At 70.9% G+C, this 19,552-nt stretch carries 17 protein-coding genes; 6 read left to right on the top strand and 11 right to left on the bottom strand.

What is annotated here, in order from left to right; genetic code table 11:
• Window positions 1-34: 34 nt before the first annotated feature.
• From AB0C28_RS43255 to AB0C28_RS43225, 7 genes are all read right to left on the bottom strand, one after another.
• Window positions 35-919: a sigma-70 family RNA polymerase sigma factor gene (locus AB0C28_RS43255; protein ID WP_358081576.1), complete on the bottom strand. Its 885-nt coding sequence runs from the start codon at window positions 917-919 to the stop codon at window positions 35-37.
• Between the two features lie 94 nt (window positions 920-1,013).
• On the bottom strand, window positions 1,014-2,177 hold the full coding sequence (locus AB0C28_RS43250) for a lipid-transfer protein (RefSeq protein ID WP_358081573.1): 1,164 nt from the start codon (window positions 2,175-2,177) through the stop codon (window positions 1,014-1,016).
• Window positions 2,177-2,560, bottom strand: coding sequence for a MaoC family dehydratase (locus AB0C28_RS43245; RefSeq protein WP_357848720.1), 384 nt, complete (start codon window positions 2,558-2,560; stop codon window positions 2,177-2,179). Before AB0C28_RS43245 ends, AB0C28_RS43250 begins: the two co-directional genes overlap by 1 nt.
• Window positions 2,557-3,549 (bottom strand): bifunctional MaoC family dehydratase N-terminal/OB-fold nucleic acid binding domain-containing protein, encoded by a 993-nt coding sequence (locus AB0C28_RS43240; RefSeq protein ID WP_358081570.1) that lies wholly within the window; start codon window positions 3,547-3,549, stop codon window positions 2,557-2,559. The genes AB0C28_RS43245 and AB0C28_RS43240 overlap by 4 nt, the downstream gene beginning before the upstream one ends.
• A complete protein-coding gene (locus AB0C28_RS43235; RefSeq protein WP_357848727.1) occupies window positions 3,546-4,700 on the bottom strand; it encodes an acyl-CoA dehydrogenase family protein in 1,155 nt (384 codons plus the stop codon). Before AB0C28_RS43235 ends, AB0C28_RS43240 begins: the two co-directional genes overlap by 4 nt.
• Window positions 4,700-5,815: an acyl-CoA dehydrogenase family protein gene (locus tag AB0C28_RS43230; RefSeq protein WP_358081567.1), complete on the bottom strand. Its 1,116-nt coding sequence runs from the start codon at window positions 5,813-5,815 to the stop codon at window positions 4,700-4,702. Before AB0C28_RS43230 ends, AB0C28_RS43235 begins: the two co-directional genes overlap by 1 nt.
• On the bottom strand, window positions 5,815-7,527 hold the full coding sequence (locus tag AB0C28_RS43225) for an AMP-binding protein (RefSeq protein WP_358081564.1): 1,713 nt from the start codon (window positions 7,525-7,527) through the stop codon (window positions 5,815-5,817). Before AB0C28_RS43225 ends, AB0C28_RS43230 begins: the two co-directional genes overlap by 1 nt.
• Before the next feature lie 241 nt (window positions 7,528-7,768).
• On the opposite strand from AB0C28_RS43225, the gene AB0C28_RS43220 reads away from it, so the two are divergent.
• The 6 genes from AB0C28_RS43220 (at window position 7,769) to AB0C28_RS43195 (ending at window position 14,856) form a co-directional block, all read left to right on the top strand.
• Window positions 7,769-8,365, top strand: a complete 597-nt coding sequence (locus AB0C28_RS43220) for a TetR family transcriptional regulator (protein ID WP_346111739.1) — start codon at window positions 7,769-7,771, stop codon at window positions 8,363-8,365.
• A gap of 196 nt (window positions 8,366-8,561) precedes the next feature.
• Window positions 8,562-9,551: a sigma-70 family RNA polymerase sigma factor gene (locus tag AB0C28_RS43215; protein ID WP_357848736.1), complete on the top strand. Its 990-nt coding sequence runs from the start codon at window positions 8,562-8,564 to the stop codon at window positions 9,549-9,551.
• Window positions 9,552-9,593: 42 nt separating this feature from the next.
• On the top strand, window positions 9,594-10,709 hold the full coding sequence (locus AB0C28_RS43210) for a steroid 3-ketoacyl-CoA thiolase (RefSeq protein ID WP_358081561.1): 1,116 nt from the start codon (window positions 9,594-9,596) through the stop codon (window positions 10,707-10,709).
• A gap of 770 nt (window positions 10,710-11,479) precedes the next feature.
• On the top strand, window positions 11,480-12,502 hold the full coding sequence (locus AB0C28_RS43205) for an MBL fold metallo-hydrolase (protein ID WP_358081672.1): 1,023 nt from the start codon (window positions 11,480-11,482) through the stop codon (window positions 12,500-12,502).
• Between the two features lie 7 nt (window positions 12,503-12,509).
• Window positions 12,510-13,208: a FadR/GntR family transcriptional regulator gene (locus tag AB0C28_RS43200; protein ID WP_358081558.1), complete on the top strand. Its 699-nt coding sequence runs from the start codon at window positions 12,510-12,512 to the stop codon at window positions 13,206-13,208.
• A gap of 700 nt (window positions 13,209-13,908) precedes the next feature.
• On the top strand, window positions 13,909-14,856 hold the full coding sequence (locus tag AB0C28_RS43195) for a DNA polymerase ligase N-terminal domain-containing protein (RefSeq protein ID WP_358081555.1): 948 nt from the start codon (window positions 13,909-13,911) through the stop codon (window positions 14,854-14,856).
• Window positions 14,857-15,100: 244 nt separating this feature from the next.
• Here AB0C28_RS43195 and AB0C28_RS43190 read toward each other — a convergent pair whose 3' ends face one another.
• The 4 genes from AB0C28_RS43190 to AB0C28_RS43175 are packed head-to-tail and all read right to left on the bottom strand — an operon-like array spanning window position 15,101 to window position 19,537.
• Complete coding sequence (locus tag AB0C28_RS43190; protein ID WP_357848748.1) at window positions 15,101-16,051, bottom strand: aldo/keto reductase; 951 nt, start codon at window positions 16,049-16,051, stop codon at window positions 15,101-15,103.
• Complete coding sequence (locus AB0C28_RS43185; protein WP_358081552.1) at window positions 16,051-17,040, bottom strand: ABC transporter permease; 990 nt, start codon at window positions 17,038-17,040, stop codon at window positions 16,051-16,053. The genes AB0C28_RS43190 and AB0C28_RS43185 overlap by 1 nt, the downstream gene beginning before the upstream one ends.
• Complete coding sequence (locus AB0C28_RS43180; protein WP_358081549.1) at window positions 17,037-18,515, bottom strand: sugar ABC transporter ATP-binding protein; 1,479 nt, start codon at window positions 18,513-18,515, stop codon at window positions 17,037-17,039. Before AB0C28_RS43180 ends, AB0C28_RS43185 begins: the two co-directional genes overlap by 4 nt.
• A complete protein-coding gene (locus AB0C28_RS43175; RefSeq protein WP_346111709.1) occupies window positions 18,515-19,537 on the bottom strand; it encodes a sugar ABC transporter substrate-binding protein in 1,023 nt (340 codons plus the stop codon). The genes AB0C28_RS43180 and AB0C28_RS43175 overlap by 1 nt, the downstream gene beginning before the upstream one ends.
• Window positions 19,538-19,552: the final 15 nt, after the last annotated feature.

The following is a 19,552-nucleotide window of genomic DNA, read 5'->3' as shown; positions in this document are numbered from 1 at the left end:
GGCCAGGGGCCCGGCACTGCTCACGTCAGCACGGTCATGTCAGGGCGGCCACGTCGAGCCGGCCCACCCGGGCCGGGTCGGCCAGGATGTCGATGGACCTGATCCGGCCGTCCACGACCGTGAGCACCCCGACGGTGAACGCCGTGCCGTTCCTGGCGAGCAGCACGCCCGCGGCCCCGTTCACCAGCACGGGGAACGCGTAGTCGGACATATTGCTGAACATGACGGCCTGCTCGGCCACGGTGATCGCACCGCGCAGCTCGCTCCACGGCATCGCCGCCGCCGGGCCGGAGTCGGCGCGCAGCTCCACGTCGGGATGCAGCACCGCGACAAGCGCCTCGAAGTCGCCGTCCCGCGCCGCCGCCAGGAACGCGTCCACCGCCGCCCGCTGCCGCGCCAGGTCCGGGTCGGGCCGCCCGGCGGCGGCCCCGCGCACGCGGCGGCGGGCCCGGCTGGCCAGTTGCCGGGTGGCGGCGGAGCTGCGGCCGATGACGGCGGCGATCTCGTCGAACGGCACCGCGAACATGTCGTGCAGCACGAACGCCAGCCGCTCGGTCGGCTCCAGCCGCTGCAGCACGACGAGCAGCGCGAGTCCCACCGAGTCGGCCAGCAGCGCCTCCTGCTCCGGGTCCATGCCGTCGGCCCGGCTCACCACCGGATCCGGCAGGCGCTCCGCCAGCGGCTCCTCGCGGCGGGTCTCGCGGGAGCGCAGCAGATTGAGGCAGATGCGGGCCACGACCGTGGTGAGCCAGCCGCCCATGTTCTGGACGTCGGCGGTGTCGGCCCGGTTGAGCCTGATCCACGCCTCCTGCACGGCGTCGTCGGCCTCGCTCACCGAGCCGAGCATCCGGTACGCGACGGCCCGCAGCTGACCGCGGTGCGCCTCGAAGACGCCGGTCAGGGATTCGTTGTCGTGCATCTGTCACATTCCTCGGTCGGCCCGGTCTCATCGCTTCGACCCATGAAACCGGACCGATGTGACATCGGCTCACCCGGGGGGCGGGCTCCCGAGCTCAGTCGGAGGACAGGATCAGGCCGCTCGTCGGGACGCCGGTACCGGCCGTCACGAGGACGTTCGTGACGTTCTGCAGCTGGTTGGCGGCGGTGCCCCTGATCTGGCGGACGGCCTCGGCGATGCCGTTCATGCCGTGGATGTACGCCTCCCCGAGCTGCCCTCCGTGCGGGTTGACCGGCAGGGGACCGTCCAGCTCGATGCCGCCGTCCTTGACGAAGCCCGCCGCCTCGCCGCGCCCGCAGAAGCCGAGCTCCTCCAGCTGGGTCAGGACGAACGGGGTGAAGTGGTCGTACAGGATGGCAGTGCGGATGTCGGCGGGCGACAGCCCCGACGTCTCCCACAGGCGCCGGCCGACCACGGACATCTCCGGCAACCCGCTCATGTCATCGCGGTAGTAGCTGGTCATCATCATCTGCCCCGCGCCCGCCCCCTGCGCCGCGGCCGTGATCACGGCCGGGGACCTGCGCAGGTCGCGGGCGCGTTCGGTCGAGGTCACGACCAGGGCCACCGCCCCGTCGCTCTCCTGGCAGCAGTCGAGCAGGTGCAGCGGCTCGGCGATCCACCGCGACTCCTGGTGCTCCGCCAGCGTGATGGGCCGCCCGTGGAACCAGGCCGCGGGATTGGTGGCGGCGTGCCTGCGCATGGCCACGGCGACCCGGCCGAAGTCCTCGGAGGTGGCGTCGTAGGTATGCATGTATCGGCGTGCGAACATGGCCACCCAGGCCGCGGGGGTCATCAGCCCGTACGGCACGTGCCAGCTCATCTCCAGCCCCTGCGAGGTCGGCTGGCCGGTCAGCCCGGCGTTCGGCTGGCCGAAGCGGCGGCCCGAGCGCTCGTTGAAGGCCCGGTAGCAGACCACCGTCTCCGCCATGCCGGTGGCCACGGCCATGGCCGCGTGCGCGACGGTGCCGCAGGCCGCGCCGCCGCCGTACTCGACCCGGGAGAAGAAGGTCAGGTCGCCGATGCCCGTCTCCCTGGCCACGGCGATCTCCTGGTTGGCGTCCTGGCTGTAGGTGACCAGGCCGTCCACGTCGCCGGGCGACAGGCCCGCGTCGTCCAGCGCGGCGAGCACGGCCTCCGCGGCGAGGCGCAGCTCCGTACGTCCTGACTCCTTGCTGAACTCGGTGGCGCCGATGCCCGCGATGGCGGTGCTTGCCCGCACTAGACCTCCTCGGACGTCAAGGTGACAGTTGCGGTGGCGTGGTCGCCGAGGCTCACCCGGCCGCGCACCTCGACCGTGAGCCGGTCGTCCGCGCCCGCCACGACCGTCCCGGTGAAGGTGAGCCGGTCGCCCGCGTACGCCGGGACGCCGAGCTTGACGTCGATGCTCCTGATCACGGCCCGGGGGCCGGCCCAGTCGGTGACGTAACGCTCGACCAGCCCCATGGTGGTCAGGATGTTGAGGAAGATGTCCTTCGAGCCCTGGGCGCGGGCGATCGCCGTGTCGTGGTGCACCGGCGTGAAGTCCCTGGTGGCCAGGGCGGTGGAGATGACCACGGTGGGCGTGAGCTCGATCGACAGCTCGGGCAGCGCGGCGCCGATCATGACTCCTCCGGCGCCCACACGGGCAGGACGAGCCGGTCGTCCATGGCACGGTACGTCACCTTCAGCCGCATCCCGATCTCCACTTCCCCGATGGGGCAGTCCACGACGTTGCCCACGATCCGTACGCCCTCCGGCAGCTCCACCACGCCCACCACGAACGGCGTCTCGCGTCCCGGCACGGGCGGATGGTGGTGCACGACGTAGCTGTAGAGGGTTCCCGTGCCGCTCGCGAGCGTGTGCGAGCGGTTGGCCGAGCGGCAGCGCGGGCACATCGGGCCCGGCGGGTGGCGCAGCTCGCCGCAGTCGGCGCAGCGCTGGATGCGCAGCTCCCCCTGCTTGGCGCCCTCCCAGAAGAACGCCGTGTCCTGGTTGACGGCGGGCTGGAGCGGATACGGCCGCAGCCGCTCGGGCTCAGGTTGTGTCTCCGCCTGCTTCGGCTCTCGTTCGCGGGGGCGGAACTTCAGGACGCGGAACATCATCTCGGCAACCGGCTCGTCGCCGTCGCCGTACCAGGTGACGTTCCAGGTGGCGAAGAAGCCGACGCCGAGCGCGGTGCGCTTCGGGCCGGCCAGGCCGCTGAGGCGGGTGGCCGGGGTCAGCCGCTCGCCGACGCGGGCGTAGCGGTGGTAGGTCTGCTCGCAGTTCGTCGCCACCACGCCCGTGTAACCGTTGGCGTCGAGCGCGGCCAGCAGGTCGTCCACCGGCGAACGGCCATGCCCGGCGGCCTGCATGGTCCACACCTGGGCCATCGCGGGCGGGGCGAGGCCCTGGTCGAAGTAGGCCGGGTTGGTGTCGCCCATGGCGGTCAGCCAGTGCCTGATCATGGGGATGTTCACCGGGTCGGGGGCGGGGGCACCGCGCATCTCGCCCAGCGCCACCTGCTTGCCCGCCAGCTCGTGCAGCTCCTCGTCCGTCATCGGGCCGATCACCGGGCCGGCCTTCTGGCCGCTCTTCGCGCCGGTCTGCGGGCCGGTCTGCGGGCCCGTCATCTGGGCGGCCTCGGGAGGTTCAGGCCGAGCATGGCGATCAGCTCCCGCTGCACCTCGTTCACGCCGCCGCCGAACGTCAGCACCACCGCGCCCTTCGCGCCGTGGTCCACCCGGTCGAGCAGCTCGGCGGTCTCGGGGTCGGACGGGTCGGCGTACCTGGCCAGGATGTCCCCGACGATCCGGCCGGCCTCCTGCATGCGCTCCGAGCCGTAGATCTTGGTGGCCGACGCGTCGGGCGCGCCCAGCCAGCCGAGGTCCATGTTGGCCGCCACCTGCCAGTTGAGCAGCTCGTTCGTCCGGAAGGCGCTCCACACCCTGGCCAGCGCCCTGCGTACGTCCGGCTCGGCGTCCAGCCCCGTGCGGCGGGCCCAGGCGCGGAAGCGGTCGTAGGTCTGGGCCAGGTTGCCGGCCGGGCCGAGCGTCACGCGTTCGTGGTTGAGCTGGTTGACGATCAGGTCCCAGCCCCTGTTGACCTCCCCGACCACCATGTCCACCGGGACGCGGACGTCGGAGTAGTAGGTCGCGTTGGTGTGGTGGCGGCCGTCCATGGTCACGATCGGGGTCCACGAGTAGCCGGGATCGTCCGTGGAGGCGATCATCATGGTGATGCCCTTGTGCTTCTTGGCGGCCGGATCGGTGCGGGCGGCGAGCCAGATGTACTGGGCGTAGTGGGCGCCGCTGGTGAAGATCTTCTGGCCGTTGACGACGTAGTGGTCGCCGTCCAGCACCGCCGTCGTCCGCAGCGAGGCCAGGTCGGTGCCGGCCTCCGGCTCGCTGTAGCCGATCGCGAAGTGGCACTCGCCGGCCAGGATGCGCGGCAGGAAGAACTCCTTCTGCGCCGGCGTCCCGTACTGCATGATCGTGGGGCCGACGGTCTGCACCGTGATGATCGGGTACGGCACCCCGGCGCGGGCGATCTCGTTGGCGAAGATCTGCTGCTCCAGGGGGCCGTGGCCGCCTCCGCCGTACTCCTTGGGCCAGCCCAGGCCCAGCTTGCCGTCCCGGCCGAGGCGGCGGCAGTGCTCCATGTACGCCTCGCCGAACGGGTCAGTGGCGATCTTCGCGCGGTCGTCGGCGGTGAGGCAGTTCTGGAAGTACTCGCGCAGCTCGTCGCGGAGCGCTCGCTGCTCGGGGGTCAGGTCGATGAGCATCAGACGAGCGCTCCGATCAGGTCGAGCTGGGCGTCGGCGCCGCCGAGCAGGTGGGACAGGTGCTTGGCCTGGGCGAAGTAGCGGTGCAGCGGGTAGGTCACGTCGAGCCCGAGCCCGCCGTGCAGGTGCTGACAGGTGTGCAGGGCCGTGACGGCCTCGCTCACGTGGTACGCGGCCAGCGCCAGGTCCTGCTCGGCCGGCAGCCCCTCCCCCAGCCGCCACAGCCCCGACCACATGGCCACGTCCAGGGCCCGGCCGGCGATGTAGACGTCGGCGATCTGCATCGTGACGGCCTGGAACTCGGCCAGCGCCCGCCCGAACTGCTTGCGGGTCCTGATGTAGGACGTGGTCAGCTCCAGCGCCCCGGCCAGCACGCCGCTGGCCTGGGCCGCCACCGCGCCGGTGAGGATCAGCCGGGCATCGCGCACCGCCTCGGGCCCCGCCACCCGCTCGGCCGGGGCGCCGTCCAGCACGATCGTGCCTGCGGGCTCGCCCGTGGAGGTGAACTCGGGGGTCGTGGGCGGGGAGTCCAGCAGGAAGAGTCCCTGGTCGGCGGAGACCAGGACCGCCGATCCTGGGTACGGCACCGACACCTTCCGCCCGGTCAGCCGCCACCCGTCGCCGTCGGGAGTCGCGGTGGTCCGGGGCGAGCCAGCCAGGGGCGGGCCTTGCGAGGACGGGCCCTGCGCGGACGGGCTCTGCGCGGACGGGCCCTGCGCGGACGGGCCCTGCGGGGGTGAGCCTGGCGGAGGCGGGTCGGACAGGGCGCGGCCGGGTTCGCGCAGGGCCAGCGTGATCTGGTCGGCGCAGCGCCGCTGCTGGTCAATGCTGCCATGACGGGCCAGGGTCAACGTGCCGGCCAGCGTCGCCAGCGCGGGCACGGCGACCGCCCGCGCCCCCACCTCACGCAGCACCACACCCATCTCCACCGGCCCGAGCCCCGCGCCGCCCGCCTCCTCCGGCACGCACACGCCCATCAGCCCGGCCTGGCGGAGCCGTTCCTCGCGCCCTTCGCCGTCCCCTTCCTTGGCTCCTCCCTTGGCCCCCTCCTTAGCAAGGACCTCGATGGCCAGTTTCTTCAGATCCTGCTGGGTTTCGTCCAGGTTGAAATCCACTACGTCTCCAAGAGGTGTTGCCTGCCGTGCCGTACGAACTCCTCCTCGATCGCCTTCACGTCCGCGCCGCCCAGCGGCTGGAAGCCTCCGGGGCCGCGCCACCAGACGGGGTCGTCCGTGCGCCACGCCTCGCGGGCGAGCCGGCGCTTGACGACCTTGTGCGAGGCCGTCTGCGGCAACTCCCCGCAGACGCGGACGTACCGGGGCATCGACTTGGCGCCCAGGTCGCGGCGGGCGGCCAGGAACGCGGCGAAGGCGCCGGGGTCGAAACCCTCCTCCAGCACGAGCGCCGCCATGACCTGATCGCCGGCCGCCGCGTCGGGCACCGGGTACACCGCCGCCTCCACCACCCCGGCGAACTCCCGCAGCGCGGCCTCGATGGGGGCCACGGCCAGGTTCTCGCCGTCCACGCGCAGCCGCTCGGTGCCCCGGCCCGCGAAGAACACGTAGCCGTCGGCGTCCTGGTAGGCCAGGTCGCCGGACCAGAACGCGCCGTCCCTGATCCGCTCCGCGTCCGCCGCAGGATCGTTGTAGTAGCCGTCGAACAGCCCGAGCCCCGCCGTGTTGACCAGCTCGCCGACGGCCTCCTCCGGGTTGAGCAGGCGGCCGTCCTCGATCCGTCCCGGCGGGCAGGGACGGCCGGTGAAGGGGTCGAGGATCCGTACGCCGTCGGGCAGGCGGCCGAGGCAGCCCGGCGGCCCCGACGGGTCGGGGGTGAGCGAGATGGCGGTCTCCGTGGAGCCGAAGGCGTCGATGACCAGGCAGCCGAACCGCTGCCCGAACCTCCTGATCGCCACCGCGCTGCCCTCGTTCCCGAAGGCGATCTTGAGCGGGTTGTCCGCGTCGTCGGGGCGCTCGGGGGTCGCCAGCACGTACGAGAGCGCCTTGCCGACGTAGTGGAGGTACGTGCCGCCGTACCGCCGCAGGTCGGGCAGCAGCCCTGAGGCCGAGAAGCGCCGCCGCAGCACCAGCGAGGCCCCCGAGGCGACCGCCGGGGCGTAGGCGGCCATGAGGGCTCCCGAGTGGAACAGCGGCATCGAGCAGTAGACGACGTCCGCCGGCGTGAGCATCGCCGCCAGGCTGACCCCGGGGACGGCGAGCTTGCGCTGGGTGATGCGGACGGCGCGGGGCCGGCCCGAGGTCCCCGAGGTGAAGATCAGCATCACCAGCTCCCCCGCCTCCGGCACCCCACTGCCCGGACCCGCGGGCTCGGCGTCCTGGCCTGCGGTGCCTGAGGTCCGGGCGGCCGGCCGGGCGTCCAATGCGGTCGTTCCCGGGCCCTGGCCGACCGGCTCGGCGTCCGGGTCGGCGTCGGCGTCGGCGTCGGCGAGCGTGGTGAGGGGCAACTCGGGAACGCCCAGCTCGTGCGACAGCCGCCGCGCCACGTCGCGGTAGGGGTCGTCGGCGAGCAGCAGGGTCACGTCCGTCGCGCGGGCGTCGCGGGCCAGCTCGGCGTCCGACCGCGTGGGGTTGAGCGCGACCACCACGTGCCCGGCCAGCGCCGCGCCCCCGATGAGGACCACCATGCCGGGAACGTTCTCGCTGAGCACCCCCACGTGCGTGCCGGGCCCGTGCCCGGACAGCCGGGCGCCGGCCGCCCGGCAGGCGGCGACGTGCTCGCGCCACGACCACACCCGCTCTTCGAACACGAGCCCGGGCCTGTCGTCCCCGGCCCGCGCGAGCAGCAGGGAGGCGAGCGTGTCCGCGGTCATCGCTCCTCCAGCAAGCGCTTGGTAAGCCACCCCGCAAACTAGAACAGATTCTAAAAGCTGTCCAGCACGAGTACGTGTCGATAGGTGGGGATATATCCGTGTAACGCCGTAGACATGGGGCAATAGGGCTCGTTTGTGACCCGCGAGTAACAAGCCGCGTTATCGAGAAATCAGATAACGTGTTCTCATGCGTACCACGCACGTGCCCGTGCCGCCGCCCGCCAGCGACACCGAGGGGACCATGGAGAGCCACCCAGCACCGGGCGGGCACAGCGTCCGTACGCGCAGCCAGCACCAACGCCGCAAGCGCATCGTGCAGGCCGCCGCGGCGCTGGCGTCGAGGGGCGGCGTCGAGGCCATGCAGATGCGCACGGTCGCCGAGCGCGCGGGCGTGGCGCTTGGCACGCTCTATCGATACTTTCCCTCCAAGATGGACCTCGTCGTCGCCGTGGTGGGCGAGGAGCTCGACCTGCTGGAGAGCAGCATCGAGCGCCGCCCGCCGGGAGCGGCCACGCCGTCGAGCCGGGCGGTCGACGTGCTCATGCGGGCCACGCGGGGGCTGATGCGCGAGCCCGAGCTGGCCGACGCGCTCATCCGGTCGCTGATCATGGCCGAGGTGCAGACCCCGTTCGGCGACCGCATGACCGGGCTGCTGCTGCGCGTCTCGGCCGACGGGCTGTCGCTGGAGGAGGCCAGCGAGGAGCAGACCGACCTCGCCGGGTCGCTGGCCAGCGTGTGGGTGCAGGAGCTGCTGGAGATGTTGCGGGGGCGGCGCACGTACGACCAGATCCAGCGCCGCATCGAGACCGCCGCCGGCCGCCTGCTCGCGGACATCTGACACCCTGCGCACGGGAGCACCCACCGGCATCGGACAACCCCGCGAACGGGAGCACCCACCGACACCGGACAACCCCGCGAACGGGAGCACCCGCCGGCATCGGCAGCCGGCCGGACCGGAAAGTCCACGCGCCGGTTTTCGCGGGCGAGGACGAAATGAAGCCTTTCTGTCGGTGCCACCGTCTATACAGGGTTGCATGACCGACAAGCCGACGAACGAGGACTTCCTCCGGCTGGCCGACCCGATGCGGCGCGAGCTGCTGGCCCACTGTTACCGCATGATGGGCTCGGTGCACGACGCGGAAGACCAGGTGCAGGAGACCTATCTGCGCGCGTGGCGGGCGTACGAGGGCTTCGAGGGGCGTTCCTCGCTGCGCACGTGGCTCTACCGCATCGCCACCACCACGTGTCTGACCGCGCTCGACAACCGCTCCCGGCGCCCGCTGCCGACGGGCCTGGGCGCGCCGAGCGCCGACGCCGTCGCTCCGCTGGCGCAGGACGGCGAGGTGCCGTGGCTGGAGCCCGCGCCCGACGCCATGACGGGCGTCGGCGCCGACGATCCGGCCGCCGTCGTGACCTCGCGCGAGAGCGTCAGGCTTGCCCTGGTCGCGGCGCTGCAGCACCTGCCGCCGCGACAGCGGGCGGTGCTGGTCCTGCGTGACGTGCTCAGGTGGAAGGCCGCCGAGGTGGCCGAGGCGGTCGGCATCTCGACCGCGGCCGTCAACAGCATCCTCCAGCGGGCCCGCGCCCAGCTCAGCGAAGCCTCGCCCAGCCTCGACGATCCGGTGGGGCCGCTCACGGCGGAGCAGCGGGCCCATCTGGAGCGCTATGTCGCCGCGTTCGAAAACTACGACGTCGACGGGCTCGTCCACCTGTTCACCGAAGACGCGATCTGGGAGATGCCGCCGTTCGTCGGGTGGTATCAGGGGCCGGAGGCGATCGCCGAGCTCACCAGGATCCACTGCCCCGCGCAGGGTCCCGGCGATCTCAAGCTGGTGCCGATCGAGGCCAACGGGCAGCCGGCCTTCGCCGTCTACCACCGCGCCGACGGCGTCTACGGCCAGTTCGCGATCATGGTGATCACGTTCAGGGGCGACCGGGTCGGGCATGTCGGCATGTTCTTCGAGGAGTCGCTGTTCGAGACGTTCGGGATGCCGGCCAAGTGGGAGGGTTCCGAAACAAAGTAGAACGCGTTACAGTCGCGCCAGAGTATCGTTCTGGAGGCGGCTATGAGCACCCCTGTGATCGTCGAGGCCGTACGTTCCCCGATCGGCAGGCGGGCCGGCTGGCTCTCCGAGCTCAAACCGCAACAGGTTCTGGCCGGGACGCTCAACGGGCTCGTCCAGCGCTCGGGCATCGACCCCGCGATCGTGGACCAGGTGTTCACCGGCTGCGTCACCCAGGCCGGCGAGCAGGGCGGTCATGTCGGCCGGCACGCGTGGCTCTACGCGGGGCTGCCGTACCAGACCGGTGTCACCACCGTCGACGCCCAGTGCGGCTCGTCGCAGCAGGCCGTGCACCTGGTGGCGGCGCTGATCCGCGCGGGCGTGATCGAGGCGGGCATCGGGTGCGGCATCGAGGTCATGAGCCGGGCGCCGCTGGGCAGCAACGTCCGGCCCGCGCGCCCCAGGCCCGACGACTGGGCCATCGACCTGCCCGACCAGTTCACCGCCGCCGAACGCATCGCCAAGCGGCGGGGGCTCACCCGGGAGCGGCTCGACTGGTTCGGCGCGCGTTCCCAGCGCCTGGCCGCCAAGGCGTGGGCCGACGGGCGGTTCGAGCGCGAGATCGTCCCGATCGGCGACGTTCGCAGGGACCAGGGCCTGCGTGAGACCACCGTCGAGAGCCTGGCCGGGCTGAAGCCGGTGATCGAGGACGGCCTGCACACGGCCGGCACCTCCTCCCAGATCTCCGACGGCGCGTCGGCCGTGCTGGTCATGAGCGAGCAGGCAGCCCGCCGCCACGGCCTGCGCCCCCGCGCCCGCATCCTGGCGCAGGCCCTGGTCGGGGCCGAGCCGTACTACCACCTCGACGGCCCCGTCGACGCCACGGCCAAGGTGCTTTCCTCGGCCGGCATGACGATGGGCGACCTCGACCTGTTCGAGGTGAACGAGGCGTTCGCCGCGGTCGTACTGTCCTGGGCCGGCGTGCACGAACCCGACCTCGACCGCGTCAACGTCAACGGCGGCGCCATCGCCCTCGGCCACCCGGTGGGCGCCACGGGGGCGCGCCTGATCACGACGGCGTTGCACGAGCTGGAACGATCGGACTCGGCGACGGCGCTGGTCACGATGTGCGCGGGCGGAGCCCTGGCCACGGCCACCATCCTGGAACGAGTCGGCTGACCACGTGCCCACCCCGCCCCACCGCCCCACCCTTTCCGCGACGCCCCGCGCCCGACCGGTCCTCTTCACGACGGCCCACACCCGACCAACGGCGTACCTGACCCCTTGCCTGCCCGATCACGCCCGGCCGGCCCCATTCACGATCGTGCATGCCCGGCCGACCGCACGCCGGATCGACCGCTCAGCGCCTGCCACGTTCCATCGCCTCCAAGCCGACCACATGCGCGGCCCCTCCCACGATCGACCATGCCCCGCCGACCGCACGCCCGACCGCTCGCCCCTTCCACGTTTCATCACGCCCGGCCTGCCACGTGCCCGGCCCCTCCTACAACCGCTCACGGCCAGGCAACCACGGGTCAGGCCGATTCACGATCACGGCCGGGCGACCACGTGCGCGCCCCCTTCCACCACCGACCACCGCCGAATGACCGCGCACCGACCCATGCCACGATCAACACCACCCAACCCCCCACATGCCCAGCCCATTCACCTTCGACCACAGACCGACGGACTACCCACCCAGCCCATTCACCGCAGACCGGCTGACCACACGCCCGCCCCACTCACAACCGACCGCGGACCGGCTAACCACCCGCTCAGCCCATCACGACCCACTCACGGCCCAGTGACGACCGACCGCGGACCGACAGACCACCCACCCGACCCACTGACCCACTCACGACCGCGAACCATCCGACTTACCACCCATTTCACAATCGGGGCCGGTGGCGCGCATACTCGCCGGAGCACGTACCGACATCGGGGGATTTATGAAGACCAGGCGCAGGCCGTACGCCGAGCAGCGGCCGCAGGATCTCGGTGGCGGGGTGTGGAGCGTGCCGGTGCCGATTCCCGGCAATCCGCTCGGCTACACCCTCGTCTACGCCGTCGAGTCGCCCAAGGGCCCCGTACTGATCGACGCGGGCTGGAACCACCCCGACGCCTGGGAGGCGCTCAGCGGCGGGCTCGCGGCGCTGGGGCTGGACGTGAGCGCGGTCAGCGGAGTAGTCGTCACCCATTTCCACCCCGACCACGCGGGCCTGGCCGGACAGGTCAGGCAGGTGTCCGGCGCGTGGATCGCCATGCACGAGGCCGACGCCGCACTCGTCCGGCTCATCAACGAGTACGAGGCCGGCGCGCAGGCCGAGATGCAGGCCGACATGCTCAGGCGGGCCGGCGCCGACCCCGCCGAGGCCGCGCAGGCCGTGGGCGAGCGTCCCGCGCCGCCGGCCCAGCCCGACCGCGTCCTGTGTGACGGCGACCTGGTCGACCTGCCGGGCCGCAAGCTGCGCGCCCTGCACACCCCCGGCCACACACCGGGCCACATCTGCCTGCACCTTGAGGACGCCGACCGCCTGTTCACCGGCGACCACGTCCTACCCGACATCACACCCCACGTCGGGATTTATCCGTACGATCGTGATGACATCGACCCACTGGGCGACTTCCTGGACTCGCTCGACCGTGTGGGCGATCTCGGCCCACTCGACGCCCTCCCCGCCCATGAGTGGATATTTCCCGATGTGGCCGCACGAGCCGTCCAGATCCGACACCATCACGAGGAGAAGCTCGAACGGCTGCGCGCCCTCCTGGCTCAGCGGCCGCAACCGCTGACCATCTGGGAGGTCGCCTCGATGATGACGTGGAACAGGCCGTGGGAGGATCTGGCCCCTGTGCTGAAAGGCATGGCGGCCGGCGAGGCAGCCGCCCACTTGCGCACATTGGAGGCCCGGGGCCTGATTTCGCGCGTCACCGGTGTCGAACCTGTCCGCTTCCACGCTCTAGACTCCTAGACATCCGATGTCTAGGGAGAAGAGCGTGGCGGTCACCGACGCGGCCATCGACAAGATCAAGCAGATGATCCTCTCAGGGGAGCTGGCCCCCGGCGACCGGCTGCCGAAGGAGGCCGACCTCGCCGAGCGGCTCGGCCTGTCACGCAACTCGCTGCGCGAGGCGGTCCGCGCGCTGTCGCTCATCAACGTCCTGGACGTACGCCAGGGCGACGGCACGTACGTCACCAGCCTGGAGCCCCGCCTGCTGCTGGACACGATGTCGTTCGTGCTCGACCTGCACCGGGACGACACGGTGCTGCAGTTCTTCGAGGTCCGGCGCATCCTCGAACCGGCCGCCACGGCGATGGCGACGGAGCAGATGACCGAGACCGACATCGAGGAGCTGCGCGTGATCCTCGAATCCCTGCCCGCCCGGCCCACGATCGAGGAACTGGTCGCCAACGACCTGCAGTTCCACCTGCGGATCGCGCAGGGTTCGGGCAACAGCGTGCTCTGCTCGTTCATCGAGAGCCTGTCGGGCCCGACCACCCGGGCGCGCATCTGGCGGGGTCTCACGCAGGGGGGCGCGATGGAGAAGACGCGCGAGCAGCACACCGCCATCTACGACGCCATCGCCGCCCGCCAAGCCGACGTGGCCCGCTCGTGGGCGACCGTCCACGTGGCCGGCGTGGAGTCATGGCTACGCCGAGCCCTCGAACTCGACTGACTCCTGCGACAGTACGCCGTACGAGGTCGCTCAACTGGCTCCTGCGGCAGAACGCCGTAGGGGCCCATCCGATGACCGGCGGGAGGCGGTACGGGCTCACCCCACGATCGTGGCAAGAAGCGATGCGAGCTCGCTCCATGATCGTCGGAAACGCCATCGCCAGGCATCCGGTCACCAGAGCAGGACCCGTCCGTTTCGTCGAGGAAAGTCCCTGCGGGCGCGTCCGGCAAGGTGACCATCGGCTCACTGACCGCCCTCGTCGGCACTCAGCCCGCTTAGGCGGCTGATCAGATCGACAGGTACCACCCGTCCGGCCGCGCACTCGACACGGTCGCCCACTCCCGCACGGCACCCCTCCGCCGCTTCTCACCCCAATCCCCCGCAAGCGCGCCCAACGTCCCCAGCACCCTGGCATAGGTCATCGGGACGCGAGATCCACAGCCACAGCACTCACCCAAGGTCCTGAGCGCGTGCCGGACACCGAAGCCTTGACCACGACCGACAAGCCCGCAGGCTCGAGCGCGCCTCGCAGACCTCAGCCTTGAGTCACACATCGGAGGAATCTACCGCCGCGATCGATGTGGACGCTGGGCGAGCGGGACGCCCTCGTGCCGGACCTGTGGCGGACCCGTGCATACCCCGTACTGGACCCGTGTTGGAACCCCGATCGGCGGCAATGACAACGGGTAGTACCGCTTCTGTGGCCGACAAACTGGAGCGATACCGGAGCAAACGCGACCCAGCCCGCACCCCCGAGCCCGTCCCCGAAGCCCCCTCTCCCGCCCCTGGCGGGAACGCCTTCGTCATCCAGGAGCACCACGCCCGATCCCTGCACTGGGACCTGCGCCTGGAGCGTGACGGCGTGCTGGTCTCCTGGGCCGTCCCCAAGGGCCTGCCCGCCGACCCCGGCACCAACCACCTGGCGGTGCACACCGAGGACCATCCGATGGAGTACCTCACCTTCCACGGCGAGATCCCGCAGGGCGAGTACGGCGGCGGCACCATGACCGTCTGGGACACCGGCACGTACGACGTGGAGAAGTGGTCGGATCGCGAGGTCAAGTTCGTCCTGCACGGAAAGCGGGCGTCGGGCCGGTTCGTGCTGTTCCAGACGCGGGGCAAGAACTGGATGATCCACCGCATGGACGCCCCCGTCCGCGACCCGTTCCCGCCACTGGAGCCCATGCTGCCCACGCCCCGCACCAGACTTCCGAAGGACGCCGAGGCCTACGCCTTCGAGTTCGCCTGGGGCGGCCGGCGCCTCCTGGTGCCCATCGACGGGGGCCGCACGGACGCCGCCAGGGAACACCCGTGGCTGCGCGGCCTGGCCGAGTCGTTCGGCAGCCGCACCGCGGTGCTGGACGGCGAGCTCGCCACGCTGGGCGGCGCGGAACTGCTCGTCTTCTACGACCTCCTGTACGACGACGGCCACTCCCTCACGGCACGCCCGTACACGGAACGACGGGCGGCCCTGGAGGCGCTGAACCTGACAGGCGCCCACTGGCAGACCGCACCGGCATGGCCAGGGGAGGCGGAGCCGGTACGGCAGGCGGCGCGGGAGCAGGGCCTGCCGGGGGTGGTCGCCAAGCGCCTCGACTCACCGTACGAGCCGGGCCCCTCAAAATCCTGGCTCCTCCTCCCACCCTGACCGCCCACCAGCACCCAGCGACCACCCACCACTCACCATGCACCCAGCGACCAATCACCCACGAACCCAGCGACCAATCGCCCACGCACGTAGCGACCAATCAACCATCAACCCGCGTCGACCTGGGGAAACGGTCAGCGCATGTCCGGCGGCTTCTCTTCGGCAAACCGAGCATGCGTTTGCTCGACACTGAGCTCGTTCCGATCGATGCGACCGCCGGTCGCCGAGCCTGGTCGTTCCTCCTTCAGCCGTCGACGGTCAGGAGACCTTCAGCTCGCAGGTCCTCCCACAGTTCCTCAGGCACCGGCCGTGACCACAACTCGGCGTTCCGTACGACCTCCTCCGGCGCCCGCGCCCCCACGACGATCGTCGCCACCGCCGGATGCCGCAGCGGGAAGGCCATGGCCGCCTGAGGCAGGGAGACCCCGTGGCGGTGGCAGATGTGGGCGATGCGCTTCGCCTTGTCCAGCAGTTCCGCCGGCGCGGGTACGTAGTCGTAGGTTCCCGACGGCTCGTCGGTAGCCAGGATGCCGCTGTTGAACACCCCGGCCGCGAGCACCTTGACGCCCCTCCGTACGCACTCCTCCAGCAGTGGCAGGCCCGACTGGTCGAGCAGGGTGTAGCGGCCGGCGAGCATGACGACGTCGACGTCGGTCTCCTGGACGAAGCGCAGCGGCGCCTGCCACTGGTTCATCCCGACGCCGATCGCCCGGATCCGCCCCTCCGCCCGCAGTTCGGCCAGCGCAGGGTACGCCTCGGCGAGGGCCTGGTCCACGTGGTCGTCGGGGTCGTGGATGAGGGCGATGTCCACGGCCGGGAGCTGGAGCCGGGCCAGGGACTCCGCCAGCGACGTACGCACCCCGTCCCGGCTGAAGTCCCACACCCGTTCCAGCTCGGCCGGCACGTCGAAGCCCTGTTCGTCCCGATCCGGGCCCCCCGCACGCCCGCCGGACGTCCGGAGGAGGCGGCCGACCTTCGTGGACAGGAGGTAGCCGGAGCGGCCGGCCAGTGCCGCGCCCACCCGCTGTTCCGACAGGCCCAGGCCGTAGTGGGGCGCGGTGTCGTACAGACGTACCCCGCTCTCCCACGCCGCGTCGATCGTGGCGCGGGCCGTCTCGCCGGCGACCGCGTCGTACAGGTTGCCGATCGGAGCGCCGCCGAAGCCGTGGCGGGGCAGGTCGATCCCGCGTTCCATCAATCTTGTGCCTTTCCTCCCGCGATCCGGCTGATCATCAGGGCGATCAGGATGATCGCACCGTAGATGACCGGCTGCCAGAAGCCCGAGACGCCGATGAGGGTGAGGATGTTCTGGACGAGGCCGATCACCAGGACGCCGGTGAGCGCGCCGAGGATCGTGCCCTTGCCTCCGTCCATGCTGACACCGCCGATGACGGCCGCGGCGAACACCATGAAGATCCAGCCGACGCCCTGGTTGTTACCGATCGCCCCGAGTCGTCCGGTCTCCAGGATGCCGGCCAGGGCGGCGAGTGTGCCGCCCAGGATGAAGACGCCGTACAGCACCCTGTCCACGCGGATGCCGGCCGCGCGGGCCGCGTCGACGTTGCCGCCGATCGCGTAGAGGGAACGGCCGAGCCGGAGGTAGCCGAGCCCGAAGATGCCCGCCGCGAACAACGCGCCGGCGATCCAGATGGCCGCCGGCAGGCCGAGCCACAGCGCGCTGCCCAGGTAGAGGATCGAGTCGGGCAACTGGAAGAGGGTCTTGCCCTCGCTCGGCCCCTGGAGGAAGCCGTGCACGATGATCAGCATGGCCAGCGTGACGATGAACGCCGACAGCTGGAACCTGATGATCAGAAACCCGTTGAACGCCCCGATCGCCGCCCCGATGAGCAGCGCCAGCGGGATGACCAGCGCGCCTGGCAGGCCGATGCCGAATCCGCCCGCCGCCACGGGGACGACCAGCATCACCGCGATGGCCGGCGCGGTGCCCACCGTGGACTCCAGCGAGAGGTCGAACTTGCCGGCGATCAGGATCATCGCCTCGGCCAGCACGAGCAGCGAGATCGCCGCCTGCTGCTGCAGCACGTTCGTCAGATTGCCCGCCGTCAGGAACGTCGGGTCCAGGACCGCGCCCACGACCAGCAGGATCACGATCACCGGTACGAGAGTCAGGTCGCGGAACCTGGCCAGCCGCACCCGGGGGGCCGGTGCAGTCAAAGTGGTCACTCTTCCATGCCTTCCATCACGGCCACTAGCTCGTGGTCGGTCCAGCCACGTGGCACGTCCTTGACGACCCTGCCGTGGAACATCACCAGCACCCTGTCGCAGATCCGCAGGTCGTCGAGCTCGTCGGAGACCAGGACGGCCCCCGCTCCCCGCTCGACCGCGTCCTCGACGGCGCCGAGCAGGGCCTGCTTGGCCTTGACGTCGACGCCGGCGGTCGGGTTGATCACGACGAGGACGGTCGGGTCGTCCACGAGCGCGCGGGCGAACACGACCTTCTGCGCGTTTCCTCCGGACAGGTCGGCGACGGGCTGATCGGGGCCCTCGGTCTTGATGTCGAGGGCCCCGATCATCCGCTCCGCCGTGTCACGCCGCCTGGAGGGACTGATCAGTCCGTAACGCCCCAGCTTGCGGGCGATCGGGAAGGTGGCGTTCTCCCCGACCGACAGCAGCGGGACGAACCCCTCGTGGTGACGGTCCTCGGGGACGAACCCGAGCCCCGCCTTCATGGCTGCGGGCACGTCGCCCGGCCTGACCTTGGTGCCGTTGATCGTGACCGTGCCGGTGTCGGCCCTGCGCAGCCCTACCAGTGTCTCGGCCAGGCCGACCTTGCCGCTGCTCGCGGAGCCGGCCAGGCCGACGACCTCGCCGGACCGTACGGAGATGTCGATGCCGGAGTAGCGGCCGACCAGGCCGAGGTTCTCGCCCGAGAGCACCACGGTCTCGCCGGGGGTGCGGGAGCGGGCCTCGTACACCGCCGTGGCCTCCCCCGTCATCGCGGCGACCAGCTCGTCGTGCGGCAGGTCGGCGACCGGCCTGGTCGTGACGTGCCGGGCGTCGCGGAAGACGGTGACGCTCTGGCAGATCTCGTAGACCTCGTCGAGGTGGTGGGAGATGTACATCATCGTGACGCCCTGCTCGCGCAGCGACCTCATGCGGGTGAACAGCCGCTCGATGGCCGGGCCGTCGAGCCGGGCGGTCGGCTCGTCGAGGATGATGAACCTGGCCCCGAACGAGAGCGCGCGGGCGATCTCGACGAGCTGGCGCTGCTCGACGCTCAGGTCGCCGGCCAGCGCCTGCGCGTCCACGTCCACCTCGTACGTGTCGAGCACCTCGCGCGCCCTGGCCGCCAGCGCCCGCCAGTTGATCAGTCCCTTGTCGGACTGGCGGTTGAGGAACAGGTTCTCGGCGACCGTCAGCGCCGGGATGATCGTGGACTTCTGGTACACGCAGGCCACCCGCCGGCGCCAGGCGTCGCGGTCGGCGAGAGCGGGCGCCGGCTGTCCCGAGAACAGCACCTCGCCCTCGTCCGGCCGCTGAAGCCCGGTGAGGATCGACACGAGGGTGGACTTCCCCGCGCCGTTCCTGCCGACGAGCGCGTGCGTCTCGCCCTCCGCGATCGCGATCCGCGCGCCGGCCAGGGCCGTGGTCGGTCCGAAGCGTTTGACGACGTCCCGGGCTTCGACGTGGACGTTCATCACTTGACCTGGTTGCCCCAGAGGGCCTGGTCGTCCACGTTCTCCTTGGTCACCAGCGGCGCGGGAAGCTGGTCCTCCAGGCCGTTGGGGAGCTGGATGATCGTGCTGCCGTGGTCGGTCGGGCCGGGTTTGAACGTCTTGCCGTCCGCCGCCGCCTTGGCGTAGAAGAGGGCGTATTTGGCGTACAGGTCGGCCGGCTGCGACACCGTGGCGTCGATGTCACCCTTCCTGATCGACTCGAACTCCTGCGGGATCCCGTCGTTGGAGATCACGAAGACGTGCTTGGGGTCGCTCGGCGGGACCAGCAGGCCCTTCTGCTTGAGCACCTGCAGCGTGGGGGCCAGGTGAACGCCCCCGGCGTGCATGTAGATGCCCTTGATATCCGGGTTCTGCTCCAGGCGGGTCTGCAGCATGGAGGCCGCCTTGCTGCCCTCCCACTCGGTCGGCTCGCTGAACACCGTGATCCCGGGGAACTTGCTCTTCATGCACTCCAGGAACGCCTCCGACCTGTCACGGCCGTTGATCGAGCTGAGCGCGCCCTGGAGCTGCACGACCTTGCCCTTGCCGCCGAGCTTCTCGCCGAGGAACTCGCACGCCTTCGTGCCGTACGCGCGGTTGTCGGCGCGTACGACCATGAAGACGTTGCCCTTGTCCGGCCGGGTGTCGACGGTCACGACGGGGATCTTCTTGTTCTCCAGCTGCTGGAGCGTGTTGGCGATGGCGCCCGTGTCCTGCGGGGCCATGACGATGACCTTGGCGCCCTGACCGATCAGCGCCTGCACGTTGTTGACCAGCTTGGCCACGTCGTTCTGCGAGTTCGTGGCGGGCATCAGGTCCACCTTGAGCTCGCCGGCCATCTGGGGGACGTACTTGATGTAGGAGTTCCAGAAGTCGGAGTCGGCCCGGGGGTGGTCGATGCCGACCTTCCCGCCGCCGCCTCCTGCTTCCGTCGTCGTGCCTGCGCCACACGCGGTCACGACCGCCAAGAGGGCCGCTCCCGCGACCACCCGACCGAGCTTCATTTTGGGGGGTACCTT

The sequence above is a fragment of the Nonomuraea sp. NPDC048892 genome (assembly GCF_040649735.1).
In the GTDB taxonomy this organism is placed as follows: Bacteria; Actinomycetota; Actinomycetes; order Streptosporangiales; family Streptosporangiaceae; genus Nonomuraea; species Nonomuraea maheshkhaliensis.
The sequence above is the reverse complement of the archived record's forward strand: the minus strand, read 5'-3'. Positions and strand labels throughout refer to the sequence as shown.